Raw genomic sequence first — 21,367 nt, 5'->3', positions numbered from 1 at the left:
AGCTGAAAGCGAAGTTTGGCAATGCCGCTCACTAGGAAACCGAACCGCGAAGCCAGGCTCGGCCCGCAGGGCGCACTGTTGGGCTACAGCGGCGCCCTGGCATTCATCGCCGGGTTCGTCAACGCGGTGGCCCTGTTGTTGCTCGCCTTCCCGGTCGGCAACCTCACCGGGGTCACAACCCAGCTCGGGATGAACACGGCCAACCCGCTGCTCTACGAAGGTCACATCCTGGCGGCGATCCTGCTCGGGTTCTGGGGTGGCGCCGTCGTCGCAGGGGCCATTCTCGGCCACAGCCAGCAGGCCCCGGGTCGCCGCCATGCCGCCGTGCTCACCACCCAGGCGACCCTGCTGGCACTGGCCGGCCTCGGCGTCGAGGAAACTCAGGTCAAGGCGCTCATCGAGGCACTCGGGGTCGAGCTGACCGCGGTGCAGGCTTTGCTCGCCGCCGCCGCGCTCGGTTTGCAGAACGGTCTGACCTCGAGTTTCCGCGGGATGGCGATTCGCACGACGCACTTCACCGGCACGGTCACCGACCTCGGGTTGATGATCGGGCGCGCCCGCACACACGGCATCGAAAAGTGGAAGGCCGCAATCCTTTCCCTGACCCTCATCCTGTTCCTGGCCGGCGGCGCGGCCGGGCTGTTGATCGGGACCTGGCTCGAGGGTTATGCCCTGCTGATTCCGGCGACGCTCTGCGCCACCATCGCAGCGATGACCTCGCTCAATGCCCGGGCGGCCAAGGCGCCGTCAACCGTGCAGCGCCCGGTGCAACGACTCGAGCAGACCGCGACCGCCGCCGCAGCGGCATAAGCCCCGTCGTTCAGAGCACGCCGCTGACGTCATATCCGGATCTGGCGGCGTCCAGGACGGTGCGCAGCCCTTCGGCGCTCTGGCGCCAGGAGAACTCCGCGCTGCGTACCTGCGCCTTCGCCCCCAACTGGTCGCGCAGCACCTCGTCGGACAGCAGCCGTTCGAGTCGGTCCACCAACTCGGCGCGGTCATCCACCAGGACGCCGGTGACCCCGTCGATGATCGAGTCCGACAGACCACCCGCGGATCGGTAGCCGATCGTCGGCACACCGTGCTGACCCGCCTCGACAACGGCAAGGCCCCAGCCCTCCTTACGGGACGGCAGGACCTGCACCCAGGCGCTCTGCAGCACATAATGTTTCGTCACGTCGTCGACGTGGCCGTGGAAGGTGACCGCACCCGAGATGCCGAGCTGGTATACGTGCTCGACAAGCCGCTCCCGCCACCAGCCACCGCCGACCACGTCGAGGTGCAGACCCGGTATCCGCTTTCGCAGCTCGGCGATCGCATCCAGCGCGTCCTCGATCTGCTTGTGCGGCACCAGGCGCGACAGCACGACCACGCGCGGGGCGACCGATCGCGGGCACTCCATGGTCTGCGCCGGCGCCTCGTCGAGCCCGTTGCGCACCACGGCGATTCGTTCGCCGTCCACACCGAGCGCCACCAGGTCCCGCGCCGATGGCAGAGACACCGTGACGTACTGGCTCTTCCGATGCAACCGCGGGGACACCGTCGACTCGACGAACCAACCCACCCGGGACAGCACCGGCCCGGCGACCGGCCACTGCTCGCGGTGGCAGTGGTGGACCAGCACCACCGCCCGCCGGCCGTAGACCAACCGGGCCAGGAAGGGAAGGCCGTTTTGGGTATCCACCACCACGTCCGGTCGCGCATGACGCAGCGGACCTAGCCCGAGTCTGGCGAGGACCATGGCCAGCATCGCCCAGATGTAGACCGTGTAGGGCCCGCCGGCGCGGCTGATGCGGACACCGTCGACAACCTCGCGCCGTGCGGCACCGGGGTAGCGGGCGGTTCGCAGCGTGACGACAACGCCCGCGCCGGCCAGCTGCGCGCCAATCCGCTGTAGGTAGGTCTCGCTGCCGCCGCCCTGCGGGTGCCCGGTATCGCGCCAGCACAGCAGCAGGACGGATCGCAGGTCAGACATTGCCGACCAGCCTAACGGGCCGCCCGGCTCACAGCAGCGGCCAGCGCCCCTGGCCCACCCCCTCCTAAAACGAAGTCGTTTCAGCATCAGATGCGTTAGTGTATTATATGTCAGGTTGGACGACAGCAGACGGGCAGAAAGGGACGAGATCGTGTCGAGAATCGCGCTGGCCTCACAGCGAACGGCGCTCGTGGCGCAATTCGATTGGCACTCGCGGGCACTGTGCCGGTCCGCCGACGCCGAACTGCTGTTCGCCAGCGGGGCACAGCAACGGCAAGCTACGTCGATCTGCCGGAATTGCCCGGTCAAACGGGAATGTGCGGCCGACGCGCTCGACAACAAGGTGGAGTTCGGGATCTGGGGCGGCCTGACCGAACGGCAGCGCCGCACGCTGCTCAGGAAGCATCCCCACGTTGAATCCTGGGCGGCCTTTCTCGCCCGAGACCATGCTCGCCGCGCGCGCGCCGGCGCCGGGTAGGAGGCCGATCTTCAGTGCCGACGCCACCTCGTACACCGAAGACGCCGGCGATGGCCGTTGCCCTCGCCGGTACGGCCCTAGTGGCCGCCAGCCTGGCCGCGAGCCTGGCCGGGTGCAGCCGCACCACCTTTTCGCCCACCGTCATCACGCCCACCGTCACCTACCAGGGCAGAGCCATCGCACCGACCAACGACGCCGATGTGGTCGTCGACGGCGAGAAGCACCGAGTTGACGGCCAGATCGCCTGCACCGCACTCGACGGCGGGGAAACGGTGATCGCGATCGGCACGGAGACCCGAGCCGTCCGGATCTCGCTGACCGACCACAGCGACGCACCCGGAGTGAAGATGGTCATTCTGCAGAATCTGGTCGGCTACAACCTCTTCGTGATGAATCCCCCGGAAAAGGGCCAGGCGTCGGCGACCAAAGACGGCCGGCGCTACACCGTCGGGGGCATGTCCTGGGGGCTCGACGCCCACAACGACGACGTGAAGAAGCCCTTTCTGATCACGCTCACCTGTCCCTGAGTTCGCTCCGTAGGGTGAGCGTCGTGGTGGTGACCGACCTGTTCGCGCATCGGGCGACGCTGCGCCGGTCGCTGCGGTTGCTGTCGGAGTTCCGCTACGAACAGCCAGATCCGGGGCGGTTCTACGGAGCCCTGGCCGCCGACACCGCGGCGATGGTCGGCGATCTGTGGCAGGGGCTGCGCGGTGAATCGGCGGCGGGGCGCACGCTGCTCGATGTGGGCGGTGGGCCGGGGTACTTCGCGTCGGCGTTCGCCGCGGCCGGAGTCCGCTACCTCGGCGTCGAGCCGGACCCTTCTGAAATGCACGCAGCCGGGCCCGTCGGCCCCGGGGAGTCGGGCAGCTTCGTCCGGGCATCGGGCATGGCACTGCCGTTTGCCGACGACTCCGTCGACATCAGCCTGTCGTCCAACGTCGCCGAGCACGTGGTGCGGCCCTGGCAGCTGGGCAACGAGATGTTGCGGGTGACCAAGCCGGGCGGGCTGGTGGTGCTGTCCTACACCGTCTGGCTGGGACCGTTCGGCGGGCACGAGATGGGCCTGACGCACTACCTCGGCGGAACCCGGGCCGCCGCGATGTACGCCCGCAAACACGGCCGTCCGGCCAAGAACAACTACGGATCGTCGTTGTTCGCGGTGGCGGCCGCCGACGGCTTGGACTGGGCTCACGCCACTGGCGCCCTGGTGGCGACTTTCCCTCGCTACCACCCGAGATGGGCCTGGTGGCTCACCTCGGTTCCGGCGCTGCGGGAGTTCGCCGTGAGCAATCTGGTGCTGGTCCTGTCGCCCCGATAATGGAACATGTTCTAATCTCGCGTCGGCTTGGGTAGGGTGGCGCCCATGAGCCTGCTCGCGACGGTGCGGGGCGGAGCGATGAGGAGGAGCGGCTGACAATGACGACGATTAAGAACGACCCGACGACCAAGAGCGACACGACCGAATACGACAAGCTTTTCATCGGCGGCAAGTGGACCGAACCGGCGACCTCCGAGGTCATAGAGGTGCACTGCCCGGCCACCGGAGAGTACGTCGGCAAGGTGCCGCTGGCCACGGCGGCCGACGTCAACGCCGCGGTCGCGGCTGCGCGCGCCGCGTTCGACGGCGGCCCGTGGCCTTCGACCCCTCCCAAGGAGCGCGCCGCCGTCATCGCCAAGGCTCAGCAACTACTGGAGGAGCGCAAGGAACTGTTCGCCAAGCTGCTCGCCGACGAGACCGGCCAGCCGCCGATGACCATCGAAACCATGCATTGGATGGGCTCGATGGGAGCGATGAGCTTCTTCGCCGGCCCGGCCGTCGACCAGGTCAAGTGGCGGGAGGTCCGCAACGGCTCATACGGTCAGACCATCGTCCACCGCGAGCCGATCGGCGTAGTGGGCGCGATCGTGGCGTGGAACGTACCGCTGTTCCTGGCCATCAACAAGCTGGGCCCCGCGCTGCTGGCGGGCTGCACGGTGGTGCTCAAGCCCGCAGCCGAAACACCTTTGACCGCAAATGCTTTGGCGGAAGTATTCGCCGACGCCGGCCTACCCGAAGGGGTGCTGTCGGTAGTGCCCGGCGGCATCGAGACCGGGCAGGCGCTGACCTCCAACCCCGGAGTCGACCTGTTCACCTTCACCGGCAGCTCCGCGGTGGGCAAGGAGATCGGCAAGCGCGCCGCGGAGATGCTCAAGCCGTGCACCCTGGAGTTGGGCGGCAAGTCGGCGGCGATCGTACTAGAGGACGTGGACCTGGCCTCGGCGGTGCCGATGATGGTCTTCTCCGGGATCATGAACACCGGACAGGCCTGCGTCGGGCAGACCCGCATTCTGGCACCGCGCTCACGCTATGACGAAATCGTGGACGCGGTAAGCGCTTTCGTGCAGGCGCTGCCGGTTGGACCGCCGTCGGACCCGGCAGCGCAGATCGGTTCGCTGATCTCGGAGAAGCAGCGTGCCCGGGTCGAGGGCTACATCGCCAAGGGCAAGGAGGAGGGCGCTCGGGTGGTGTGCGGGGGCGGTCGTCCCGAGGGCCTGGACAACGGGTTCTTCGTGCAGCCCACGGTGTTCGCCGACGTCGACAACAAGATGACCATCGCACAGGAGGAGATCTTCGGCCCGGTGCTGAGCATCATCGGTTACGACACCGAAGAGGACGCGATCAAGATCGCCAACGACTCGGTGTACGGACTGGCCGGCAGCGTGTGGACGACCAACGTGCCCAAGGGAATTGAGATCTCGGAGAAGATCCGCACCGGAACCTACGCGATCAACTGGTACGCATTCGACCCCTGCTGTCCGTTCGGTGGCTACAAGAACTCCGGCATCGGCCGCGAGAACGGGCCCGAGGGTGTCGAGCACTTCACCCAGCAGAAGAGTGTGCTGATGCCGATGGGCTACACGGTCGAGTAGCTCCGCCGAGCAGACGCGGGCAAATCAGCGGCCCGAGAAGCGGGCCTGCCGCCGTTCGACGAACGACTGCACGCCCTCGGCGGCGTCCTCGCTGGCGAACAACGCGGCGACGTCGGGGCGTAACCGCTCGATCGCGGCGGCCTCACCGTGGCTGCGGGATAGGTGTGCGGAGGTCAGGGTGGCCTGCACCCCCAGGGGCGCGGCGCGCTCGGCGATGGTCTGCGCAATCTCACGGGCCCGGGCCAACGTCGCCGCACCGTCGGCGGCGACCTCCTGCACCAAGCCGATCCGGTGCGCCTCGGCAGCGTCGAATTCGTCGCCGGTAAGCAGCCAGCGCATGGCGTTTCCCCAGCCGGCCTCGCGGGGCAGCCGGATGGTCGCCCCACCGAACGGATAGATGCCGCGTTGCACTTCCAGTTGCGTGAACCGGGTTCCGGCGGCGGCGATGCGGATATCGGCGGCCAGCAGCAGTTCGATGCCCAGCGTCATGCACCAGCCCTGCGCGGCGGCGACCAACGGTGTGGTCCAGGCGCCGTCCAGCCGCCACGGGTCCCGGCCGTCCTCGGGCATCGGCGATTCACCCGCGGCGATGCCGGGACCGACGTCGACCAGGTCCAGCCCGGCGGTGAAGTGGTCGCCGTGGGCGAACAACACCCCGGCCCGGATGTCTGGATCGGATTCCAGCACCGCGTAGGCGCGCGACAGGTCGGCCAGCATTTCCCGGTTGAACGAGTTGCGCTTGTGGGGCCGGTTGAGGCCGATCAGCAGGACATGGCCGTCGCGGTCGAGGGACACCGTATTTGTCATCGCTCGAGTGAACCCCAGAAATATGAATTATGCAATAGTACATAGCCGTAGCCTCCGGTTAGATTACCGGTTAACAGCGAGTGGTTGCTTACTAAACGGGCGCAAGTTATGCTACTTTGCATATTCATGGGCCGGCCCCCGGCGCATGAGCGCAAGAAACCTGCGGGAGCAGTCATGTGGATTCTCGAGCTCAACATCGTCGGCCATACCTTCACCCGCAAGATGCCTGACCTGCGCCGCCGCCCATTCCGGTTCGGCACCCGCCAATTGCACTGGCCGGCCAGCCGGCACCCGCACGAGCCGTCACACGCCGCATGACACCCTCCACCACCAAGCGGGTCGGCACCCGGGAGAAGATGCTGGTCAGCGCTGCTCGAGTGATGCGGGAACGCGGAGCCGCTGGGGTGACCATCGACTCGGTGCTGGCCCGCAGCGGCGCCCCGCGCGGCTCGGTGTACCACCACTTCCCCGAGGGCCGCAATCAGATATTGACCGAGGCGCTGCGGTATGCCGGCGGCTCCATCACGGCCACCATCGACGAGGCCGTCGACCGCGGCGCCAAGGCGTTACTGCGCGAATACGTCAGCTTCTGGGAACGCCTCCTGACCGAGTGTGATTTCACGGCCGGCTGTCCGGTGGTGGCTGCCGCGATCGGTTCGGCCGACGAAGAACTCGAACTGTCCACCGAGGCCGGGGTGATCCTGGGCCGTTGGTGCACGGCGCTGAGCCGGGCATTCGTGACCGACGGATTCGACGACGCGGACGCCGCCTCACTCGCGGTGATATCGATATCGGCGCTGGAGGGCGCGATTGTGCTGTGTCGCTCGGCGCGCAGCGTGGTCCCACTGCGCCAAGTCGGCGATCAACTCGATTTCCTGATCAAGGCAAGAGAATTCGTACGGCGCAATGGATTGGACGACAAGCGCGCTGGATAGCGCGCGTATTCGCTTTGCTCGTTTTATTGGAAATGCGTCTTGCGCTCGGTGACCGAGTTAGGCTCACGCGAGGTCCTCGTTGCCCGTCGGGAGGTAAACGGATGTCGTACGTGATCGCATCGACGGAATTCTTGAATTTTGCGGCCGCCGATCTGGCGAATATTGGTGCAGTGATCACTCAAGCGAATGCCGCGGCGGTACTACCGACCACAGAAGTATTGGCCGCGGGCGCCGACGAGATCTCGGCAGCGGTGGCGGCACTCTTCGGCATGCATGCGCAGGGTTACCAGGTGCTCAGCGCGCAAGCGGCGGCCTTTCATCAGCAGTTCGTGCAGGCGATGAGTTCGGGAGCCGCGGCATACGCAAGCGCAGAGGCGCTGAACGTCGGGCCACTGCAGCCATTGCTTGACGTGATCAACGCCCCGACGCAGGTGCTGTTAGGCCGTCCGCTGATCGGCAACGGCGCCGACGGCACCGCGCTGAGCCCCAACGGCGGCGCCGGCGGCCTGCTCTACGGCAACGGCGGCAACGGATTCGACGGCGGTGGCGGCAGGGGCGGGGATGCCGGGTTGATCGGCAACGGCGGGCGCGGTGGATCCGGCAATGCCGGCGCACCGGCCGTCCCCGCCGGCACCGGCGGAGCGGGCGGCGCCGGGGGGTGGCTTTACGGGAACGGCGGGGCCGGCGGCGCCGGTGGATCGATCGTTCAGGGCGCTGCCGGGGTCGGCGGAAACGGCGGCCGCGTCTGGTTACTGGGCAGTGGCGGCGCCGGTGGGGCCGGCGGAGCTGTGACCGGCTTCATCGGGACCCCCGGCGGCGGCGGTGTCGGTGCGGATGGCGGATTCCTCTGGGGCAACGGTGGTGCCGGTGGTGCCGGCGGGGCATCAGGCAGCGCTGCGACCAGCGTCGGCGGCAACGGCGGCAACGCCTTCCTGTTCGGAAACGGCGGCAACGGGGGCGATAGCGGGATCGGGACCACCCAGGGGTACGGCGGGAACGGCGGCAGCGCCGGCCTGTTGATCGGCGACGGCGGCGACGGCGGCACCGGCTATGTCACCGGCATCGGCGGTTTGGCCGGGAAAGCTGGGCTGCTGATAGGTAACGGTGGCAGCGGCGGCAGCGGCAACGTGGGCCAGCCCGGCGCTAACGGCGGGCTGTTGTTCGGGGACGGGGGCGATGGCGGCAGTGCCGTGCCCAGCTCCATCGGTAACGGGGGCTTCGGTGGCCGCGGCGGCGACGCCGGGCTGATCGGCACGGGCGGCAACGGCGGTTACGGCGGCAGCTCCAATGGCCCCGGGACGCCCGGTAACGGCGGGGCGGGTGGCAACGGCGGTAACGGCGGGTGGCTGTACGGCAATGGCGGGTGGGGCGGCCCGGGCGGCGCCGGTGGTGCCGGAAATCCATTCGGTCCGGCTGGTCATGGTGGCGGCGGTGGGACGGGCGGTTCCGCCAGGCTGTTCGGTAGCAGCGGTTCCGGGGGCCACGGTGGTGCCGGTGGGGCCGCCGGAGGTCCTACTGGAGGTGGTGGTTACGGCGGTAACGGCGGCAACGCCGGAAGCAGCGGGATCATTTCCGGCACGAACGGCGCCGGCGGCAACGGAGGCAACGGGGGCGCCGGCAATGGCGTCGCCGCTGGCGGTGCCGGCGGCAGTGGCGGTCAGGGATCCAACAGCAAGCTGATCGGTCAGGGTGGGGACGGCGGCTTCGGTGGTGCCGGCGGTGCCGGCTTCGCTGTCGAAGTCGGCGCCGCCGGTGGTCAAGGTGGCAACGGCGGTGACGGTGGCATGCTGTTCGGCAGCGGCGGCTGGGGCGGCTGGGGCGGCAGTGGTGGCCACACCTTTGGCGGATTGACCAGCTCCGGCGGGACCGGTGGCAGCGGCGGGAACGGCGGCAACGCCTTCTTCATCGGTAATGGTGGCCCCGGCGGCGGTGGTGGCGCTGGCGGAACCGCCATAACCATCGGAATCGGTGGCAATGGCGGGGCCGGCGGCACCGCCGGTCCATTGGGTAAAGCTGGATCACCCGGACCGCACGGCTGATCCTGCCACCCGTCGCGAGGGAGTGGCAGGCATTTCGCCGACGTCGCATTGCGCTCTGCCCGACGGCCATATCGGAGGCGCAGATTATCTTCGGTATTCGCAATATCGGCAATTACGCCTAGGCCGGTCTGCCATGTCCTCTGCGCAGTCCCGCTCGGTAATTTCCCAAACCCCTGATGCGCGGTAGCAACCACGTTAGGCTCAGCCGAGTCCTATGGTTGCCTGGCGGGAGGTAGTCGGATGTCGTACGTCTTCGCATCGACGGAATTGGTGAATTCTGCTGCGGTCGATCTGCAAAATCTCGGCTCGGCGATTACGCAAGCGAATGCGGCAGCGGTGCTACCGACCACAGAAGTGCTGGCTGCGGGCGCCGACGAAATTTCGGCAGCGGTGGCGACACTCTTCGGCATCCATGCGCAGGGGTATCAGGTGCTCAGCGCGCAAGCCACGGCGTTCCATCAGCAATTCGTCCAAGCCATGAACTCGGCGGCCACTGCCTATTCGAGCGCAGAAGCGGCAAACCTCGGGCCGTTGCAGCCCTTGGTCGACGCGATCAACGCGCCCACGCAGGCTTTGTTGGGCCGCCCGCTGATCGGCAACGGCGCCGACGGGACCGCCACTAATCCGAACGGCGGGGCCGGTGGACTGCTCTTCGGCGACGGCGGCCACGGATTCAGCCAGCCGGCGGGCAGCGGGCTTGCGGGCGGCAATGGCGGCGCCGCCGGATTGATCGGCAACGGCGGCCATGGCGGGCACGGTGGCAGTAGCGCCGCCGGCGCCGGCGGCGCCGGCGGCAATGCCGGTGCCGGCGGATGGCTCTTCGGCAACGGTGGAAACGGTGGTCAGGGTGGTGCCACCACCTTCGCCGGCGGCAGCGGCGGCAACGGCGGCTCGGGCGGCAACGCCGGACTGTTCGGCGGCACCGCCGGACCGTACGGCAGCGGCGGATCCGGCGGCGGCGGCGGAAACGCCACCACCGGAAACGCCGGCAACGGCGGGCACGCCGGTAACTCCGGGCTGTTCGGCACCGGAGGTACTGGAGGCACCGGCGGGAGCGCCACCAGCGGCCACGGCGGCGCGGGTGGCGCCGGCGGAACCGGAGGCTGGCTGCGCGGGGACGGCGGAGAGGGCGGGTGGGGCGGGGACTCCGCCACCGGAACCGGCGGTCGCGCGGGCGCCGGTGGCGATGCCGGGCTGATTGGCTACGGCGGCGTCGGCGGCACCGGTGGGAACTGGCTCGCCGGCGGGCCGGGCGGCGATGGTGGAGCGGGCGGCCGCGGCGGGTGGCTGCTGGGCGACGGCGGGATTGGCGGCGCCAGCGCCGCCCTCGGCGGAAACGGTGGCAACGCCGTGCTGATCGGTAGCGGCGGGCCCGCCGGACCGGGAGCTCGCGGAGGCGCCGGCGGCAACGGCGGGTGGCTGTTCGGCAACGGCGGCTCGGGCGGCGACGCCAACAGCTTCGTCGCGAACAGCAGCGGGGGCGACGGCGGCAACGGCGGGTGGCTGTTCGGCAGCGGCGGCGACGGTGGCGGCACCGCGGTCGGCGGCCAGGGCGGCGCTCCCGGCAGAGCCGGACTGCTGATCGGCAACGGCGGCAGCGCTGGTACCGGGTCGCAAAATGGCATCTTGGTGGAAGGTGCTGACGGCGGATGGTTGTTCGGCAACGGCGGCAACGGGGCGACCAGTCTCAACTCGGCGGGCGCCAACGGCGGCAACGGCGGACTATTCGGCAACGGCGGTAACGGCGGCGCAGGTGGCGCCACCGGTACCGGACCCGGATTCAGCGGACTCAACGGCGGCAACGGCGGCAACGGCGGGTGGCTGGTCGGCCACGGTGGGCAAGGTGGGGCCGGCGGCAACGCCTCCCTATTCAATGTCGGCATTACGCCGGCGGGCCACGGCGGCAACGGCGGCAACGGCGGCAATGGCGGCCTGTTGTACGGCGACGGAGGGGCCGGCGGGGCCGGCGGACTGGGTGGAGTCGGATCTTCGGTGCCCGGCGGTAACGGCGGCACCGGCGGCAACGGCGGCAACGCGAAACTCATCGGTGACGGTGGCGCGGGCGGTAACGGCGGTGACGGCGGGGCCTCCGGGACGAGCACGCCCGGATCAGGTGGAAACGGTGGTAACGGCGGCAGCGGTGGCTCGTGGGTCGGCGTCGAGGGGACAGCCGGCCTGGACGGCGCCTGAACTGTCGAGGGCATGGGTCATCGCTGGCGGGCAGCGGCTTGAGCTCCTTGAGCGCCAGCTTGGTGTCGCCGACACTGAAGGCTGTCCGCGCCCGGCTTGGTCACCAGCACCTCGGCACCGGTCTCGTCGACATAGCGCTTGCCCATCATGGCACCGTCGGCGAACGCCGGGTCGAGTTCGCCGGACCGCTCGGCCTTCGGCCCGCGTACAGATTGGACAGCGTGGCTCCGACGCCAGCGATGTGATACGGCGGCACGCAGCGACGAGGAACTCGAACTGCCCACCGAGGCCGGCCTGATCCTGGGCCGCTGGTGCACGGCACGGGGCCGGGCGTTTGTCATCAACGGATTCGATGATGCCGACGCCGCATCGCTGGCAGTGATGTCTATTCCGCGCTCGAGGGCGTGATAGTGCTGTGCCGCTCGACCTGCAGCGTCGTCCCACTCCGACAAGTCGGTGAGCAACTCCAATTCTCGATCAAGGCAAGGGAATTCGCGCGGCGCAATGGGTTGCGCGACAAGCCCGCCGGATAAGTCTCTTATTGAGTTTGCTCGCGATTTTTCGAAACCTCCAACAAGTTGCATGATCGCGTTAGGCTCCGACGAGATCCATGGTTGGCTGTCGGGAGTTAAGGATGCGAAGCAAACTTGGGAGGGCGTTGTCGACGCTCCGGTTTTCCAGCGATGCGAGGCACCCACGATGGTAAATACGGGCTCGATCCTGAACCTGCCCCTGGTGAGCTACCAGGGACTACAGCGCTCCTCTCGGGCGCTGCAACTGGTGGTGGACTACTACTTTCCGCTGCACGGACTCGAAACGGCTGACTACTTCGCCTGTCATGGTTTCCTTAGCCTGTTCTCGGCCTTGATCTACCAGACCGACGAGCGCACCGAGTTGCTGCAGATGAACGCTGCCCACGAGGCTGCGGCGGAAGCGGGACAGGACTTGCGAACCACGGTGCGCGGGGTACTGGGCGCACTGCGCCTACTCGACAGCCGGGTGGAACATGAGCTTGCCGCCGGTGCGCGCTACGTGGAAATGGAGACACGACTGTTGCAGGCCGGATCCTTCAGCCATGACGATCTGCGCGAAGCCATGGAACTGCGATCGGCGGATTTGCGCATCATGCACAGGCTGGTGCTGCGGCAGTTGCAACGCCCCGAGGATGAGGTCTTGTTCGGTCTCTGTGGCCCCTTGGAAGTGATGGCCGAAATTCGCGACGATCTGTACCAGTATCACGAAGATCAGGCAGCAGGAAAATTCAATTTTTTCGCCATGCTGCAACGACTCTATGGCGTGGCCGCGCCCGACTATCTCCTGCGCGAGCACGAGCATTACCGCCGGGTGTTTTCCGAACGCATGGATGCGGCGCCGGCGCCTTTGCGCGAACGTATCGCTCCCGCCGCTAAGGACGCCTTCGACCTGAGCACGTTACCCTGTCCCCCCGCGACGTAGCCCGTCGACCGGCCCGATCGCGCCCTCATGGGGCTCCCGTCGACTAAGTTCCCTTGAAGACGTCGAGAGCGGTCAGTAAGGGTCATGCCTACGTCAACGGTCTGACCGGCGATGACGGTCGGTGCCTCAACCCGTCCAGCCAATATCTCTTGCCGCAGCGCCGGATCGATGTAATCGGGCATGAACGCCAGCAGCCGCGTGCGATCCAGGTGTGGCATGCCCATCTCCTTGAGCGGCAAATTGCGCGGAATGCCAAAGAACTGCTCATAGGGCGGCCCGCCGGGATAGAACGCCAGCATGGAGGCACCGAAGGCGACACATTGGCTGACGTAGGAGGGCGCCGGCGGATAGGGCGGCAACAGCGGCTTTGTCCACAGCGCCCGCGGTGCCGGCGGAGTCGCCGGGTCGGGGCCAGGTGGGCACTGGGGGGCAACGGCGGGGCGCCGACACTCCCGGCTTCCGATCCGAGGGCGGCGCGGGCGGGCAATGCCTACTTCTTCGACAGAACCGACGGGGCTGGACGGCACCGGCGGATTGCTGCGGGGGCTAACCGGACCCGACGGGCAGCTCGGCTGAGGCTCAGTCGCTAGCGGGCAGCGGCTTGACCTCCTTGAGCGCCAACTTGGTGTCGCCGACACTGAGGCTGCCCGCGCCCGGCTTGGTCACCAGCACCTCGGCACCGGTCCCGTCGACATAGCGCTTGCCCATCACGGCACCGTCGGCGAACGCCGGGTCGAGTTCGCCGGACCGCTCGGCGCCCATCTCCACCATCGGCGCGCCGCCGCAGCGCAGGTCATCGAGGCTGTCCGCGCTGCGAACGACGATGACTTGGGTGTCACACACCTGGCTGGCCAGGCGAGTTCCGTTCTTGATCATGATTGCGCCCCTGCTAGATTCTCGATGATCTCCCGGCGAAGTACCTTGCCGGTGGCGGTGGTCGGCAGCTCGTCGCGGAACACTACCCGGTCCGGCGTGCGTGACCCCCGCAAACTCTTTCGGACATACTCGCGCAACTCGTCAGGGTCGGGATCGACTCCATGCGGCGGCACCACCACGGCGACGATCGCCTGGCCCCACTGCGGATCCTCCACACCGACGACGGCGACGTCGCGCACGTGGGGATGCTCGATGAGCACCTCCTCCAGCTCGGCCGGGGCGATGTTCTCACCGCCCCGGATGATGGTGTCGTCGCTGCGCCCGCCGATGAACAAATAACCGTCCTCGTCGATCATGGCGATGTCTTTGGTTGCGAACCAACCATTCTCGTCGAGAACCGAACCGATCCCGGCGTAGCGGCCGGACACCTGCTCGCCGCGCACGAACAGTTCGCCGGTCTCCCCCGGCCCCAGCACGCTGCCGTCCTCGCCGCGGATCTGAACCTCGATGCCCGGAACCGGACGGCCGACGGAGGCCAGCCGACGGGCGACTCCGGCGTCGGCGGCCCCGTGCGCGTCGCGGTGGTCGTCGGGAGTGAGCACGGCGATCGTCGAACTGGTCTCAGTGAGGCCGTAGGCATTGACGAAGCCGACGTGCGGCAACAGCTCAAGGGCACGGCGGACCAGCGGCAGGCCCACTTTCGAGCCGCCATAGGCCAGGTTGCGCAGCGCGGTCAGCTTGTGCTCGCCGGATTCCAGAACAGTGACGATGCGCTCCAGCATGGTCGGCACCACGGTCGCGGTGGTGACTCGTTCGTCATTGACCAGCCGCACCCACTCGTGCGGGTCGAAGTTGGTCAGATACACCATCTTTCGGCCCGCGTACAGATTGGACAGCGCGGCTCCGACACCGGCGATGTGATACGGCGGCACGCAGATCAGCGCGGCGTCTTCCGTTGCGGCCGAGTCGAATTCAACCGTCCCGGTGATGTAACTGGTCAGGTTGTTGTGAGTGAGCTCGACGGCCTTGGGCTGCGATGTGGTGCCAGATGTGAACAGCACCACGGCCACCGAATCGGGGTCGGCGAACTCAGCAGCGGGCTCGGCGCTGCGGGCCAGCGTGAGGAATTCCTCGGAGCTCAGCGCCCGGGCGCCGCCGATCATGTCCCGATAGCGGTCGTCGACGACCACCAAGGGTTCGGGCAACCGGTGAATCAGGGCCTGGATGCCCTCGGCGGACAGGCGGTAGTTGACCGGAGTGAACGGCAGCCCGGCGCGCGCCGAGGCGAAGATCAGCAGCGGCAGCAGCGAGCCGCCGGCCCCGACGTACACGACGTGCCGGGCTCCCGAGGCGGCCAAGACCCCCGCGCCGCCGTCGGCCAGGTCGCTGAGCTGCTGCGTCGTCAACCTCAGATCGCCGGCCACCAGGGCCGTGCGGTCGGGGTTGCCCGACGCAGCCATCTCCAGCAGCAGCGAAACGCTCATTCCTCGATCCCTCTAGGATCCCGCGACCGTTACAAATCTTGGCGTTAGTGTAACCCATGCGGCTCGGGCGTCACTGCCGGTCCGCGGTCAGGTGCCCGTCCAGCGGGGCGGGCGCTTCTCGGCGAAGGCGATCGCGCCCTCCTTCGCGTCATTGGACATGAAGATCGGCGCCAGAATCTCAATCTGCTTGGCGAACCGATTTTCCAGGGTCCAGCCTCGGGATTCGGTGATGATGCGCTTGGTGGCGGCGACCGCAAGCGGACCGTTGGCGGTGATCTTCTCGGCCAGCGCGATCGCGGCGTCCAGGGCCCCACCTGGTTCGGCCAGCACGTTGACCAGACCCAGCTCGTGTGCGCGCTCCGCGGACAGCTGGTCACCGGTCAGCGCCAGCTCCATGGCGATCGCGTACGGGATGCGCTCGGGCAGCCGCAGCAGGCCACCACCGCCGGCCACCAAGCCGCGCTTGACCTCCGGGATGCCAAACGCCGAATTGATTGCCGCCACAATCAGATCCGTGGCCAGCGCCAGTTCGGTGCCGCCGGCCAGCGCGTAGCCCTCGACCGCTGCGATCAGCGGCTTGGCGGGCGGACGCTCGGTGAACCCCAGGCCCCGGCCGGCTATCGCGACGTTCTCGCCCCGGGCGAACGCCTTGAGGTCCATGCCCGCACAGAAGGATCCGCCGGCGCCGGTGAGGATGGCCACCGAGAGATCGGCGTCCTCGTCGAGGCGATCCATGGCGTCAGCCAGGCCCTGACTGGCCGCCGCGTTGATCGCGTTCTTGGCCTTGGGCCGGTTGATGGTGATGATGAGGATCCGGTCCCGCTTTTCGGTCAGGACCTCGGGTTCGGTGTTAGCTTCGTCGCTCACACTGTGTGATGGTAGCGGTCGACCGGCGTGACGCATCCGGCGGTCGGTGTAACGTCAGCTCACGCCTGGGCCATCGCCTCTCGCACCACCGTCAGATCGTCGGAAAGCCCTGCTGCCCTGCGTATTTCGATGAATTCAGCGATCATCGCCGCGGTCACTTCGTGCGGGTCGTCCAGGGTGGCACCGTCGGTCAGCACCGAGATGTTGAGCTGGTCTACATAGCTCCACACCGTGATGTTCAGGCCGCTGCCGGCCGTCAGCGGACCCACCGAATAGATCTCGGTGACCAGGGCGCCGCCCACCCGGCCGCGTTCGCGGGGACCGGGCACGTTGGAGATGTTCAGGTTGAGCACCTTGTTCTGGCCGTCGCGGCTGGACAACCAGCGGAACATGGCCTCGGTGCCCGACGGCGGCCAATACGCGGCCCAGCGGCTGATCAACTCCGGCCCGAGCAGCTGGTGGCTCTCCTTGGCCGACATCGCATTGTCGTGCGCGGCCCGCACCCGCTCCAGCGGGTCACCCAGATCGCACGGCAAGGCCACCATCATCCCGCTGAAGTAATTCCCCGAGATCCGCTCCGGGTCGAAGTTGAAACTGACCGGCACCGAGGCCAGCAGCGGCACCGCCTGGCCGTCATACCTGAGCAGCAGGTTGTGCAGCGCGCCGCTGGACAAGGCCAGCACCATGTCGTTAATGGTGGCGCCGAGCTTCTTGCCGGTTTCCTTCACGTCGGCCAACGCCAGGGTCGCGGTGGCGAACCGGCGCTCCGGGGTGAGCATGTGGTTCATGAACGTCGGCGGTGGAGTGAACGGCATCGTCAGCTCCGGCGACAGCTTGCGCGAACTCCGCCGCACCCGCCGGATGCCCTGCGCGGTATAGCGGATCGTCGCGGGGATGCGCTTGATGTGCCGCATGTGGTCGACGAACGCGGTGTTGATCAGCTCGCGTTTGGTGGGCGCCGGGTCGGGCGTGTAGGAGCTGAGCTGCGGTGTCGGCATGAGATCCATGCCGTGTGCCATCAGATTGGCTGAGGCCACACCGTCGGCCAGCGCGTGGTGGATTTTGAGCACCACCGCGATTCGGTCGTTGGCCAGCCCCTCGACGAAGTACATCTCCCACAACGGGTGCGCCCGGTCCAGCGGTGTGCTGGCGATCTGTCCGATGGCCTCGTCGAGTTCGCGGCGCCCACCCGGGGCGGGCAGCTGCCAGGGGCGGATGTGGTAGGAGAAGTCGACCTCGCAGTTCTCCCGCCACATCGGGTGGTGGAACTTGTACGGGACGTCGATCAGCTGATAGCCCAACGGGACCAGTTTGTCCATCCGCCCGGCGATCACCTGCCGAAACGCGTCGACGGTGAAACCCCGGCTCTGCGGATCGAGTTCGATCACGGCGACCTTGATGGTGTGCATGTGCACGTTCGGCGCCTCGCTGTACAACAGCACGGCATCCCAGCCGGTGAGGCGCTTCACCGCGGTTCCCTACCCATAGCGCGACCTTACAAGCGGTCGGCTTCTAGATGACCTCTTTGGCGAGCTGTGTCCGGGTGCGGTGCACCTGGTTGAGGAACAGGGCCGTGGCGTGGGCCATCGCCCCCGCGCGCGGCCCGTCGAGCATGTCGAAGCCGTGACCCGCGCCGGGCAACTCCACATAACTGACCAACGAGGCCGAGACCGATTGCAGCCGTTCGACGAAGCTGCGTGCCTGCGCCACCGGAATCACGCTGTCCCGGCTGCCGTGAATCACTAGGAACGGCGGCGCGTTTCGGTGCACGCGCGCGATCGGCGAGGCGTCCCGGAAGACGTCCGGGTGCCGCGCGATAGAGCGTTGCACCACCACGCGCTCGAGGAATTGGACGAAGCGTTCCCGCTCGGGCGTGGACCGGTCCTCCCAGCAGTACCGACCGTAAATGCCGACCACCGCGTCCACCGAGCTGTCGGCGCCGTCGGGCAGCTTCGCCTGGTAATTCGGGTCCTCGTCGGTGAGGCCGGCCAGCGCGGCCAGATGCCCACCCGCCGAACAACCGGCGACCGCGACGAAGTTGCGGTCACCGCCGAAGCGGTCGACGTTGGCCCGCGCCCACGCGATCGCGGTCTTGACGTCGGTGATGTGGCGGGGCCAGCGGTGCTGCGGCGAGACCCGGTAGTTGATGGCCAGGCACACCCAGCCCTGCTCGGCCAGGCGTGACATCAGTGCGGTTCCCTGCATCTGGGTGCTGCCGTGCACCCAGGCGCCGCCGGGCACGAAGATCAGCACCGGGGCAGGCTCGGCGGGCAGGTCCTTGCGCCGCCAGACATCGAGCGTCTGGACGGGTTGGTCGCCGTAGTGGACGCCGCGCCGGTGTAGGTACTTGCTGCGGCGCAGCGCCTCCCAGAACGGCGGCGTGGGGTTCGCGGCCGGCCACTGCGCGTCCAGTTCCTCGGGCGACACGGTGCCGCGCAGCGCCGCGATGGACACGTCGGTGGTGCTCTCCCGCTCGCGTCGACGCAGCTCACCGCTACCCGGAGCCAACCGCCCCTTGGCCGAAGCGGACAGCAGTTCCGGAGCGAATCGCATGCCCCACAGACTCATCGCGGCGATGGTGCCCAGCGGTTCCAGACGCTTGCCCACCACCGGCAACGACGCTCCGGCCCGGCTCATGGCCAGCAGATAGTCGGCGGGACCTGCCCGCAGCATTCTCTTGACGCAGGATTTGGACTGTCCAGTCGCCGTCATGTTGGGGAGCGTACCCCTACCGACCGGTAGTAACCCAGGATTATCCGGTTTCCCTGCTGAGCCGGTGCGCCAGAATCAGGCGCACGGCATAGCTCAGCGCGCTGCCGCCGAAGAGCGCCGCGACCAACAACAGCCACCGGCCCAGAAACGGCTGCTGAGTATGACCGGTCGCCGCCTGGAAGGTGTCGGCACCCTGCTCGATGATGCCCGGCAAGAAGACCAGCAGGGTGAGCCCGGCGCCCAGGGCCGGGACTCGAATGTAGTTGCGCACTGGGACTTTCGGCGATCTGGCCCCCGCGACGCCCGGCAGCCGGCCCAGGGCCGCGTCCGCCAGTGCGTAAAGCGGGAATAGCACCAGGTCGTGGCCGACGACCGCGACGGCGAACCAGACCGCCACCGACTGCCACCACTTGTCGGGGTTCCACAACGCCGCGGGCCGCAGCGCGATCAGCACATAACCCAGCAGCGCGAAGCCGGCAAGCATGGTCAGCAGATGCAAGGGGTGAGCACCGTAATACCGGGTGAAAAGTGTTGGTCTGTCGGTCATCTCAGGCCCGCTTGAAGTCGATGGCCGTGACCCATTTGGTGTTATGCACACCCGGCATGGCGGGAACGATGATCCGCGCCGGATAACCGTGGTCCAGCGGCAGGTCGGCGCCGTTGACCCGCAGCGCCAGCAGCGCGTCGGGATCACCGACCTGGTTGGCCTGCAGATACGCCTCGGCGAAGGCGCCGCCGCGCTGCAGCGACTGTACGTGCGCCAACTCAGGCGCCGGCACCCCGGCCAACCGTGCCAGTTCCGCCAACGGCACCCCGCTCCACGTCTGCACCGTCGACCAGCCCTCGACGCAGGCGATCGGCAGCCGCGCGGTCCGTTGCGGAAGCCGGGCCAGCGCCGCGCGGTCCAGCACCACTTCCGCCGGGCCGCCGCGCAACGTCAACCGCCAATCGGGACCCACCGCCTGCGGCGTGATGCCGGCAACGGATGCGGTCTTGTTGACCGGAAAGTCCCGGCCCCTCCCCCGGGGCATCAACAGAGCGACGCTGCGCGCGGGGCCGCCGAGGGTCTGCCCGACGGTCAACACCGCGAGCAGCAGCACGCCGGAGCCGACCAGGCCCAGCGCACCGCGCCGGCTCATCGTCGCCGCAGCCGGGTCGGCGGCCACCAGACCGGTGTCGTCAGGAGGCTCCGGGCGAGTGCCGGAGACATTGGTGCGCAGCACTTCTCGCCATGGCAAGGAGCGCAGACCGGTGAGCATTCGCGGAATCTTCAGCGCGATGTGCATCAGGAATCCGGTGATGAAGACCCAGGCGCCGAAGTAGTGCGCGTCATAGAAGCTGAAGCCGAAGATGTAGTCGTACTGAATGTTGAGCACGCCGGTGACGATCTCGAACAGCACCCCGCCGACCAGCATCAGCAACGACACCCGCTCGGCCAGCTGAGCCAACGAACGAACCGGCGGCCAGGCGAACAGTTTCGGGATCACCGACCACAGCTTGGCCAGCACCACCGGGATGATCAGCACGCCCAGACCCACGTGCAGTCCCTGGGTCAGCCGATAGAGCCAGGACGGCCGGGTGGGCCAGTCGAACAACGGCAGGCGCAGCCAGCCGACTTCGGCAGGAATGGCCTGCCCGAGTTGCGGACCGTAGGCGATGTAGGACAGCAGGCCGGTGAGGATGACGATGGGCAGGACAATCAGCAGGGCCAGCCCGAACACCGACGTCAGCCAGGGGCCACGCAGGGGGCTGGTGAAGTGACGTGCCGGGGCTTTCACAACGCTGCCAGCGTCGCGATAACCCTCCCACCGATCATCTGCACGCCGGTAAGCGTAAGACCAACCTGCGCCGCAAGCGAGGCCGCGCTGTCCACGCCGACCGACGCCCAACGGAACCAGGGCCCCACGTCGTTTCCGGACTCCAGCCGAACCCACCGGCAGTGGACCCCGATGGCGCGGGTGTCGAACTCGGCCACGCAGCGCCCACCCCTGCCCAGCAACTCGGCAGCCCGGCCCAGGATGCGCTTGGGATCCCCGCCCAGGCCAACGTTCCCGTCGACCAGCAACACGGTCTGCCACCGGCCCGTGCCAGGCAGGGGTTCGAAGACGTCACCCAGCAACGCCGGCGCACCGCCACGGCTTGCCAACCGGATCGCGGTCGCCGAGCGGTCGATGCCCAGCGCCGGTACGCCCCGCTGCACCAGGCGCGCCACCAACCGGGCCGGTCCGCAACCCAATTCGATCGTCGGGCCGCTGCACATCTGCGCGACGGCCTCGTCGAACGCCTCGTCGGAGGCCAGTTCTCCGTCGCTCTGCCGATCCCGGAAGGGAACTCGATCGGCGGGGCTCAACCATCGGTGAGCGGGCAGCTGGCGCACCTCGCCGTCGTCGTGTCGAATCCAGCAGCACTCGCCATCGAGCGCCCGCTCATACAGATGGCCCAGCATTCCCACGCTCCTCGCATCGTGTTCGACCACGTTGCGCGAATGCGCAGCGGCCCGGCAAAACCGCGTCCACCGACAAACCCATCGATACCCCGTTCCCGGGCCGGCTACACCCGCCGCTGTCAACAGTTACGCTCGGCAATCGCGAAAGTCCATGCCCAATATTCGGTGCCCGAGCCCCGCAGGATTGCTCGGG

21 protein-coding genes and 1 pseudogene are annotated in these 21,367 nt (G+C 68.0%); 11 read left to right on the top strand and 11 right to left on the bottom strand.

Annotated features, from left to right (window positions below):
* Positions 1-21: 21 nt before the first annotated feature.
* Positions 22-810, top strand: a complete 789-nt coding sequence (locus JX552_RS02620; RefSeq protein ID WP_205875960.1) for a YoaK family protein — start codon at positions 22-24, stop codon at positions 808-810.
* 10 nt (positions 811-820) lie between these two features.
* On the opposite strand, the gene JX552_RS02615 is transcribed toward JX552_RS02620, so the two are convergent.
* Complete coding sequence (locus tag JX552_RS02615; protein ID WP_205875959.1) at positions 821-1,975, bottom strand: glycosyltransferase family 4 protein; 1,155 nt, start codon at positions 1,973-1,975, stop codon at positions 821-823.
* Between the two features lie 160 nt (positions 1,976-2,135).
* On the opposite strand from JX552_RS02615, the gene JX552_RS02610 reads away from it, so the two are divergent.
* The 4 genes from JX552_RS02610 (at position 2,136) to JX552_RS02595 (ending at position 5,363) form a co-directional block, all read left to right on the top strand.
* Positions 2,136-2,453, top strand: coding sequence for a WhiB family transcriptional regulator (locus tag JX552_RS02610; RefSeq protein ID WP_431195959.1), 318 nt, complete (start codon positions 2,136-2,138; stop codon positions 2,451-2,453).
* A 50-nt stretch (positions 2,454-2,503) separates the two neighbouring features.
* The gene (locus JX552_RS02605) at positions 2,504-2,980 is read left to right on the top strand and encodes a lipoprotein LpqH (protein ID WP_205875957.1); all 477 of its coding nucleotides are present in this window, start codon (positions 2,504-2,506) and stop codon (positions 2,978-2,980) included.
* 23 nt (positions 2,981-3,003) lie between these two features.
* The gene (locus tag JX552_RS02600) at positions 3,004-3,771 is read left to right on the top strand and encodes a class I SAM-dependent methyltransferase (RefSeq protein WP_205878173.1); all 768 of its coding nucleotides are present in this window, start codon (positions 3,004-3,006) and stop codon (positions 3,769-3,771) included.
* Positions 3,772-3,869: 98 nt separating this feature from the next.
* Positions 3,870-5,363 carry an aldehyde dehydrogenase gene (locus JX552_RS02595; protein ID WP_205875956.1) on the top strand — a complete coding sequence of 498 codons (1,494 nt, stop codon included), beginning with the start codon at positions 3,870-3,872 and terminating at the stop codon, positions 5,361-5,363.
* Between the two features lie 24 nt (positions 5,364-5,387).
* On the opposite strand, the gene JX552_RS02590 is transcribed toward JX552_RS02595, so the two are convergent.
* Positions 5,388-6,170, bottom strand: coding sequence for a crotonase/enoyl-CoA hydratase family protein (locus tag JX552_RS02590; RefSeq protein WP_205875955.1), 783 nt, complete (start codon positions 6,168-6,170; stop codon positions 5,388-5,390).
* Positions 6,171-6,344: 174 nt separating this feature from the next.
* On the opposite strand from JX552_RS02590, the gene JX552_RS02585 reads away from it, so the two are divergent.
* The 4 genes from JX552_RS02585 (at position 6,345) to JX552_RS02570 (ending at position 11,334) form a co-directional block, all read left to right on the top strand.
* On the top strand, positions 6,345-6,488 hold the full coding sequence (locus JX552_RS02585; RefSeq protein ID WP_205875954.1) for a hypothetical protein: 144 nt from the start codon (positions 6,345-6,347) through the stop codon (positions 6,486-6,488).
* Complete coding sequence (locus JX552_RS02580) at positions 6,485-7,105, top strand: TetR/AcrR family transcriptional regulator (protein ID WP_205875953.1); 621 nt, start codon at positions 6,485-6,487, stop codon at positions 7,103-7,105. The genes JX552_RS02585 and JX552_RS02580 overlap by 4 nt, the downstream gene beginning before the upstream one ends.
* A gap of 101 nt (positions 7,106-7,206) precedes the next feature.
* A complete protein-coding gene (locus tag JX552_RS02575) occupies positions 7,207-9,144 on the top strand; it encodes a PE family protein (protein WP_205875952.1) in 1,938 nt (645 codons plus the stop codon).
* 240 nt (positions 9,145-9,384) lie between these two features.
* Positions 9,385-11,334: a PE family protein gene (locus JX552_RS02570; RefSeq protein WP_205875951.1), complete on the top strand. Its 1,950-nt coding sequence runs from the start codon at positions 9,385-9,387 to the stop codon at positions 11,332-11,334.
* Between the two features lie 17 nt (positions 11,335-11,351).
* Here the strand turns inward: JX552_RS02570 and JX552_RS02565 are convergent, their stop codons facing one another.
* Positions 11,352-11,675, bottom strand: coding sequence for a hypothetical protein (locus JX552_RS02565; protein WP_205878782.1), 324 nt, complete (start codon positions 11,673-11,675; stop codon positions 11,352-11,354).
* Between JX552_RS02565 and JX552_RS31710 the strand changes: the two are divergent.
* A pseudogene (locus JX552_RS31710) lies at positions 11,596-11,867 on the top strand (LmrA/YxaF family transcription factor); the annotation flags it as partial. The gene JX552_RS02565 and the pseudogene JX552_RS31710 overlap by 80 nt on opposite strands.
* Positions 11,868-11,916: 49 nt before the next feature.
* Positions 11,917-12,789 (top strand): hypothetical protein, encoded by an 873-nt coding sequence (locus tag JX552_RS02560; protein WP_205875950.1) that lies wholly within the window; start codon positions 11,917-11,919, stop codon positions 12,787-12,789.
* Positions 12,790-13,368: 579 nt separating this feature from the next.
* On the opposite strand, the gene JX552_RS02555 is transcribed toward JX552_RS02560, so the two are convergent.
* From JX552_RS02555 to JX552_RS02520, 8 genes are all read right to left on the bottom strand, one after another.
* A complete protein-coding gene (locus tag JX552_RS02555; RefSeq protein WP_205875949.1) occupies positions 13,369-13,665 on the bottom strand; it encodes a hypothetical protein in 297 nt (98 codons plus the stop codon).
* Positions 13,662-15,149, bottom strand: a complete 1,488-nt coding sequence (locus tag JX552_RS02550; protein ID WP_205875948.1) for a class I adenylate-forming enzyme family protein — start codon at positions 15,147-15,149, stop codon at positions 13,662-13,664. The genes JX552_RS02555 and JX552_RS02550 overlap by 4 nt, the downstream gene beginning before the upstream one ends.
* Before the next feature lie 87 nt (positions 15,150-15,236).
* On the bottom strand, positions 15,237-16,052 hold the full coding sequence (locus JX552_RS02545) for a crotonase/enoyl-CoA hydratase family protein (RefSeq protein ID WP_205875947.1): 816 nt from the start codon (positions 16,050-16,052) through the stop codon (positions 15,237-15,239).
* Between the two features lie 23 nt (positions 16,053-16,075).
* The gene (locus tag JX552_RS02540; protein ID WP_205875946.1) at positions 16,076-17,485 is read right to left on the bottom strand and encodes a WS/DGAT/MGAT family O-acyltransferase; all 1,410 of its coding nucleotides are present in this window, start codon (positions 17,483-17,485) and stop codon (positions 16,076-16,078) included.
* A gap of 43 nt (positions 17,486-17,528) precedes the next feature.
* Complete coding sequence (locus JX552_RS02535; protein WP_205875945.1) at positions 17,529-18,728, bottom strand: alpha/beta hydrolase; 1,200 nt, start codon at positions 18,726-18,728, stop codon at positions 17,529-17,531.
* A 40-nt stretch (positions 18,729-18,768) separates the two neighbouring features.
* On the bottom strand, positions 18,769-19,275 hold the full coding sequence (locus tag JX552_RS02530; RefSeq protein ID WP_205875944.1) for a hypothetical protein: 507 nt from the start codon (positions 19,273-19,275) through the stop codon (positions 18,769-18,771).
* Between the two features lies 1 nt (position 19,276).
* The gene (locus JX552_RS02525; RefSeq protein ID WP_205875943.1) at positions 19,277-20,506 is read right to left on the bottom strand and encodes a molybdopterin-dependent oxidoreductase; all 1,230 of its coding nucleotides are present in this window, start codon (positions 20,504-20,506) and stop codon (positions 19,277-19,279) included.
* Positions 20,503-21,174 (bottom strand): class I SAM-dependent methyltransferase, encoded by a 672-nt coding sequence (locus tag JX552_RS02520; protein ID WP_205875942.1) that lies wholly within the window; start codon positions 21,172-21,174, stop codon positions 20,503-20,505. Before JX552_RS02520 ends, JX552_RS02525 begins: the two co-directional genes overlap by 4 nt.
* Positions 21,175-21,367 lie beyond the last annotated feature (193 nt).

It is taken from the genome of Mycobacterium gordonae (genome assembly GCF_017086405.1).
In the GTDB taxonomy this organism is placed as follows: Bacteria; Actinomycetota; Actinomycetes; order Mycobacteriales; family Mycobacteriaceae; genus Mycobacterium; species Mycobacterium gordonae_D.
The sequence above is the reverse complement of the archived record's forward strand: the minus strand, read 5'-3'. Positions and strand labels throughout refer to the sequence as shown.

Excerpts from the sequence above, each read along its gene's own strand:
- JX552_RS02620 (WP_205875960.1), top strand. The coding sequence starts at position 22 with ATGCCGCTCACTAGGAAACCGAACCGCGAAGCCAGGCTCGGCCCGCAG.
- JX552_RS02565 (WP_205878782.1), bottom strand. The coding sequence starts at position 11,675 with ATGACAAACGCCCGGCCCCGTGCCGTGCACCAGCGGCCCAGGATCAGG.
- JX552_RS02575 (WP_205875952.1), top strand. The coding sequence starts at position 7,207 with ATGTCGTACGTGATCGCATCGACGGAATTCTTGAATTTTGCGGCCGCC.
- JX552_RS02560 (WP_205875950.1), top strand. The coding sequence starts at position 11,917 with ATGATCGCGTTAGGCTCCGACGAGATCCATGGTTGGCTGTCGGGAGTT.
- JX552_RS02530 (WP_205875944.1), bottom strand. The coding sequence starts at position 19,275 with ATGACCGACAGACCAACACTTTTCACCCGGTATTACGGTGCTCACCCC.
- JX552_RS02535 (WP_205875945.1), bottom strand. The coding sequence starts at position 18,728 with ATGACGGCGACTGGACAGTCCAAATCCTGCGTCAAGAGAATGCTGCGG.
- JX552_RS02605 (WP_205875957.1), top strand. The coding sequence starts at position 2,504 with ATGGCCGTTGCCCTCGCCGGTACGGCCCTAGTGGCCGCCAGCCTGGCC.
- JX552_RS02545 (WP_205875947.1), bottom strand. The coding sequence starts at position 16,052 with ATGCGTCACGCCGGTCGACCGCTACCATCACACAGTGTGAGCGACGAA.
- JX552_RS02590 (WP_205875955.1), bottom strand. The coding sequence starts at position 6,170 with ATGACAAATACGGTGTCCCTCGACCGCGACGGCCATGTCCTGCTGATC.
- JX552_RS02615 (WP_205875959.1), bottom strand. The coding sequence starts at position 1,975 with ATGTCTGACCTGCGATCCGTCCTGCTGCTGTGCTGGCGCGATACCGGG.
- JX552_RS02520 (WP_205875942.1), bottom strand. The coding sequence starts at position 21,174 with ATGCTGGGCCATCTGTATGAGCGGGCGCTCGATGGCGAGTGCTGCTGG.
- JX552_RS02595 (WP_205875956.1), top strand. The coding sequence starts at position 3,870 with ATGACGACGATTAAGAACGACCCGACGACCAAGAGCGACACGACCGAA.
- JX552_RS02580 (WP_205875953.1), top strand. The coding sequence starts at position 6,485 with ATGACACCCTCCACCACCAAGCGGGTCGGCACCCGGGAGAAGATGCTG.
- JX552_RS02570 (WP_205875951.1), top strand. The coding sequence starts at position 9,385 with ATGTCGTACGTCTTCGCATCGACGGAATTGGTGAATTCTGCTGCGGTC.
- JX552_RS02585 (WP_205875954.1), top strand. The coding sequence starts at position 6,345 with ATGTGGATTCTCGAGCTCAACATCGTCGGCCATACCTTCACCCGCAAG.
- JX552_RS02555 (WP_205875949.1), bottom strand. The coding sequence starts at position 13,665 with ATGATCAAGAACGGAACTCGCCTGGCCAGCCAGGTGTGTGACACCCAA.
- JX552_RS02550 (WP_205875948.1), bottom strand. The coding sequence starts at position 15,149 with ATGAGCGTTTCGCTGCTGCTGGAGATGGCTGCGTCGGGCAACCCCGAC.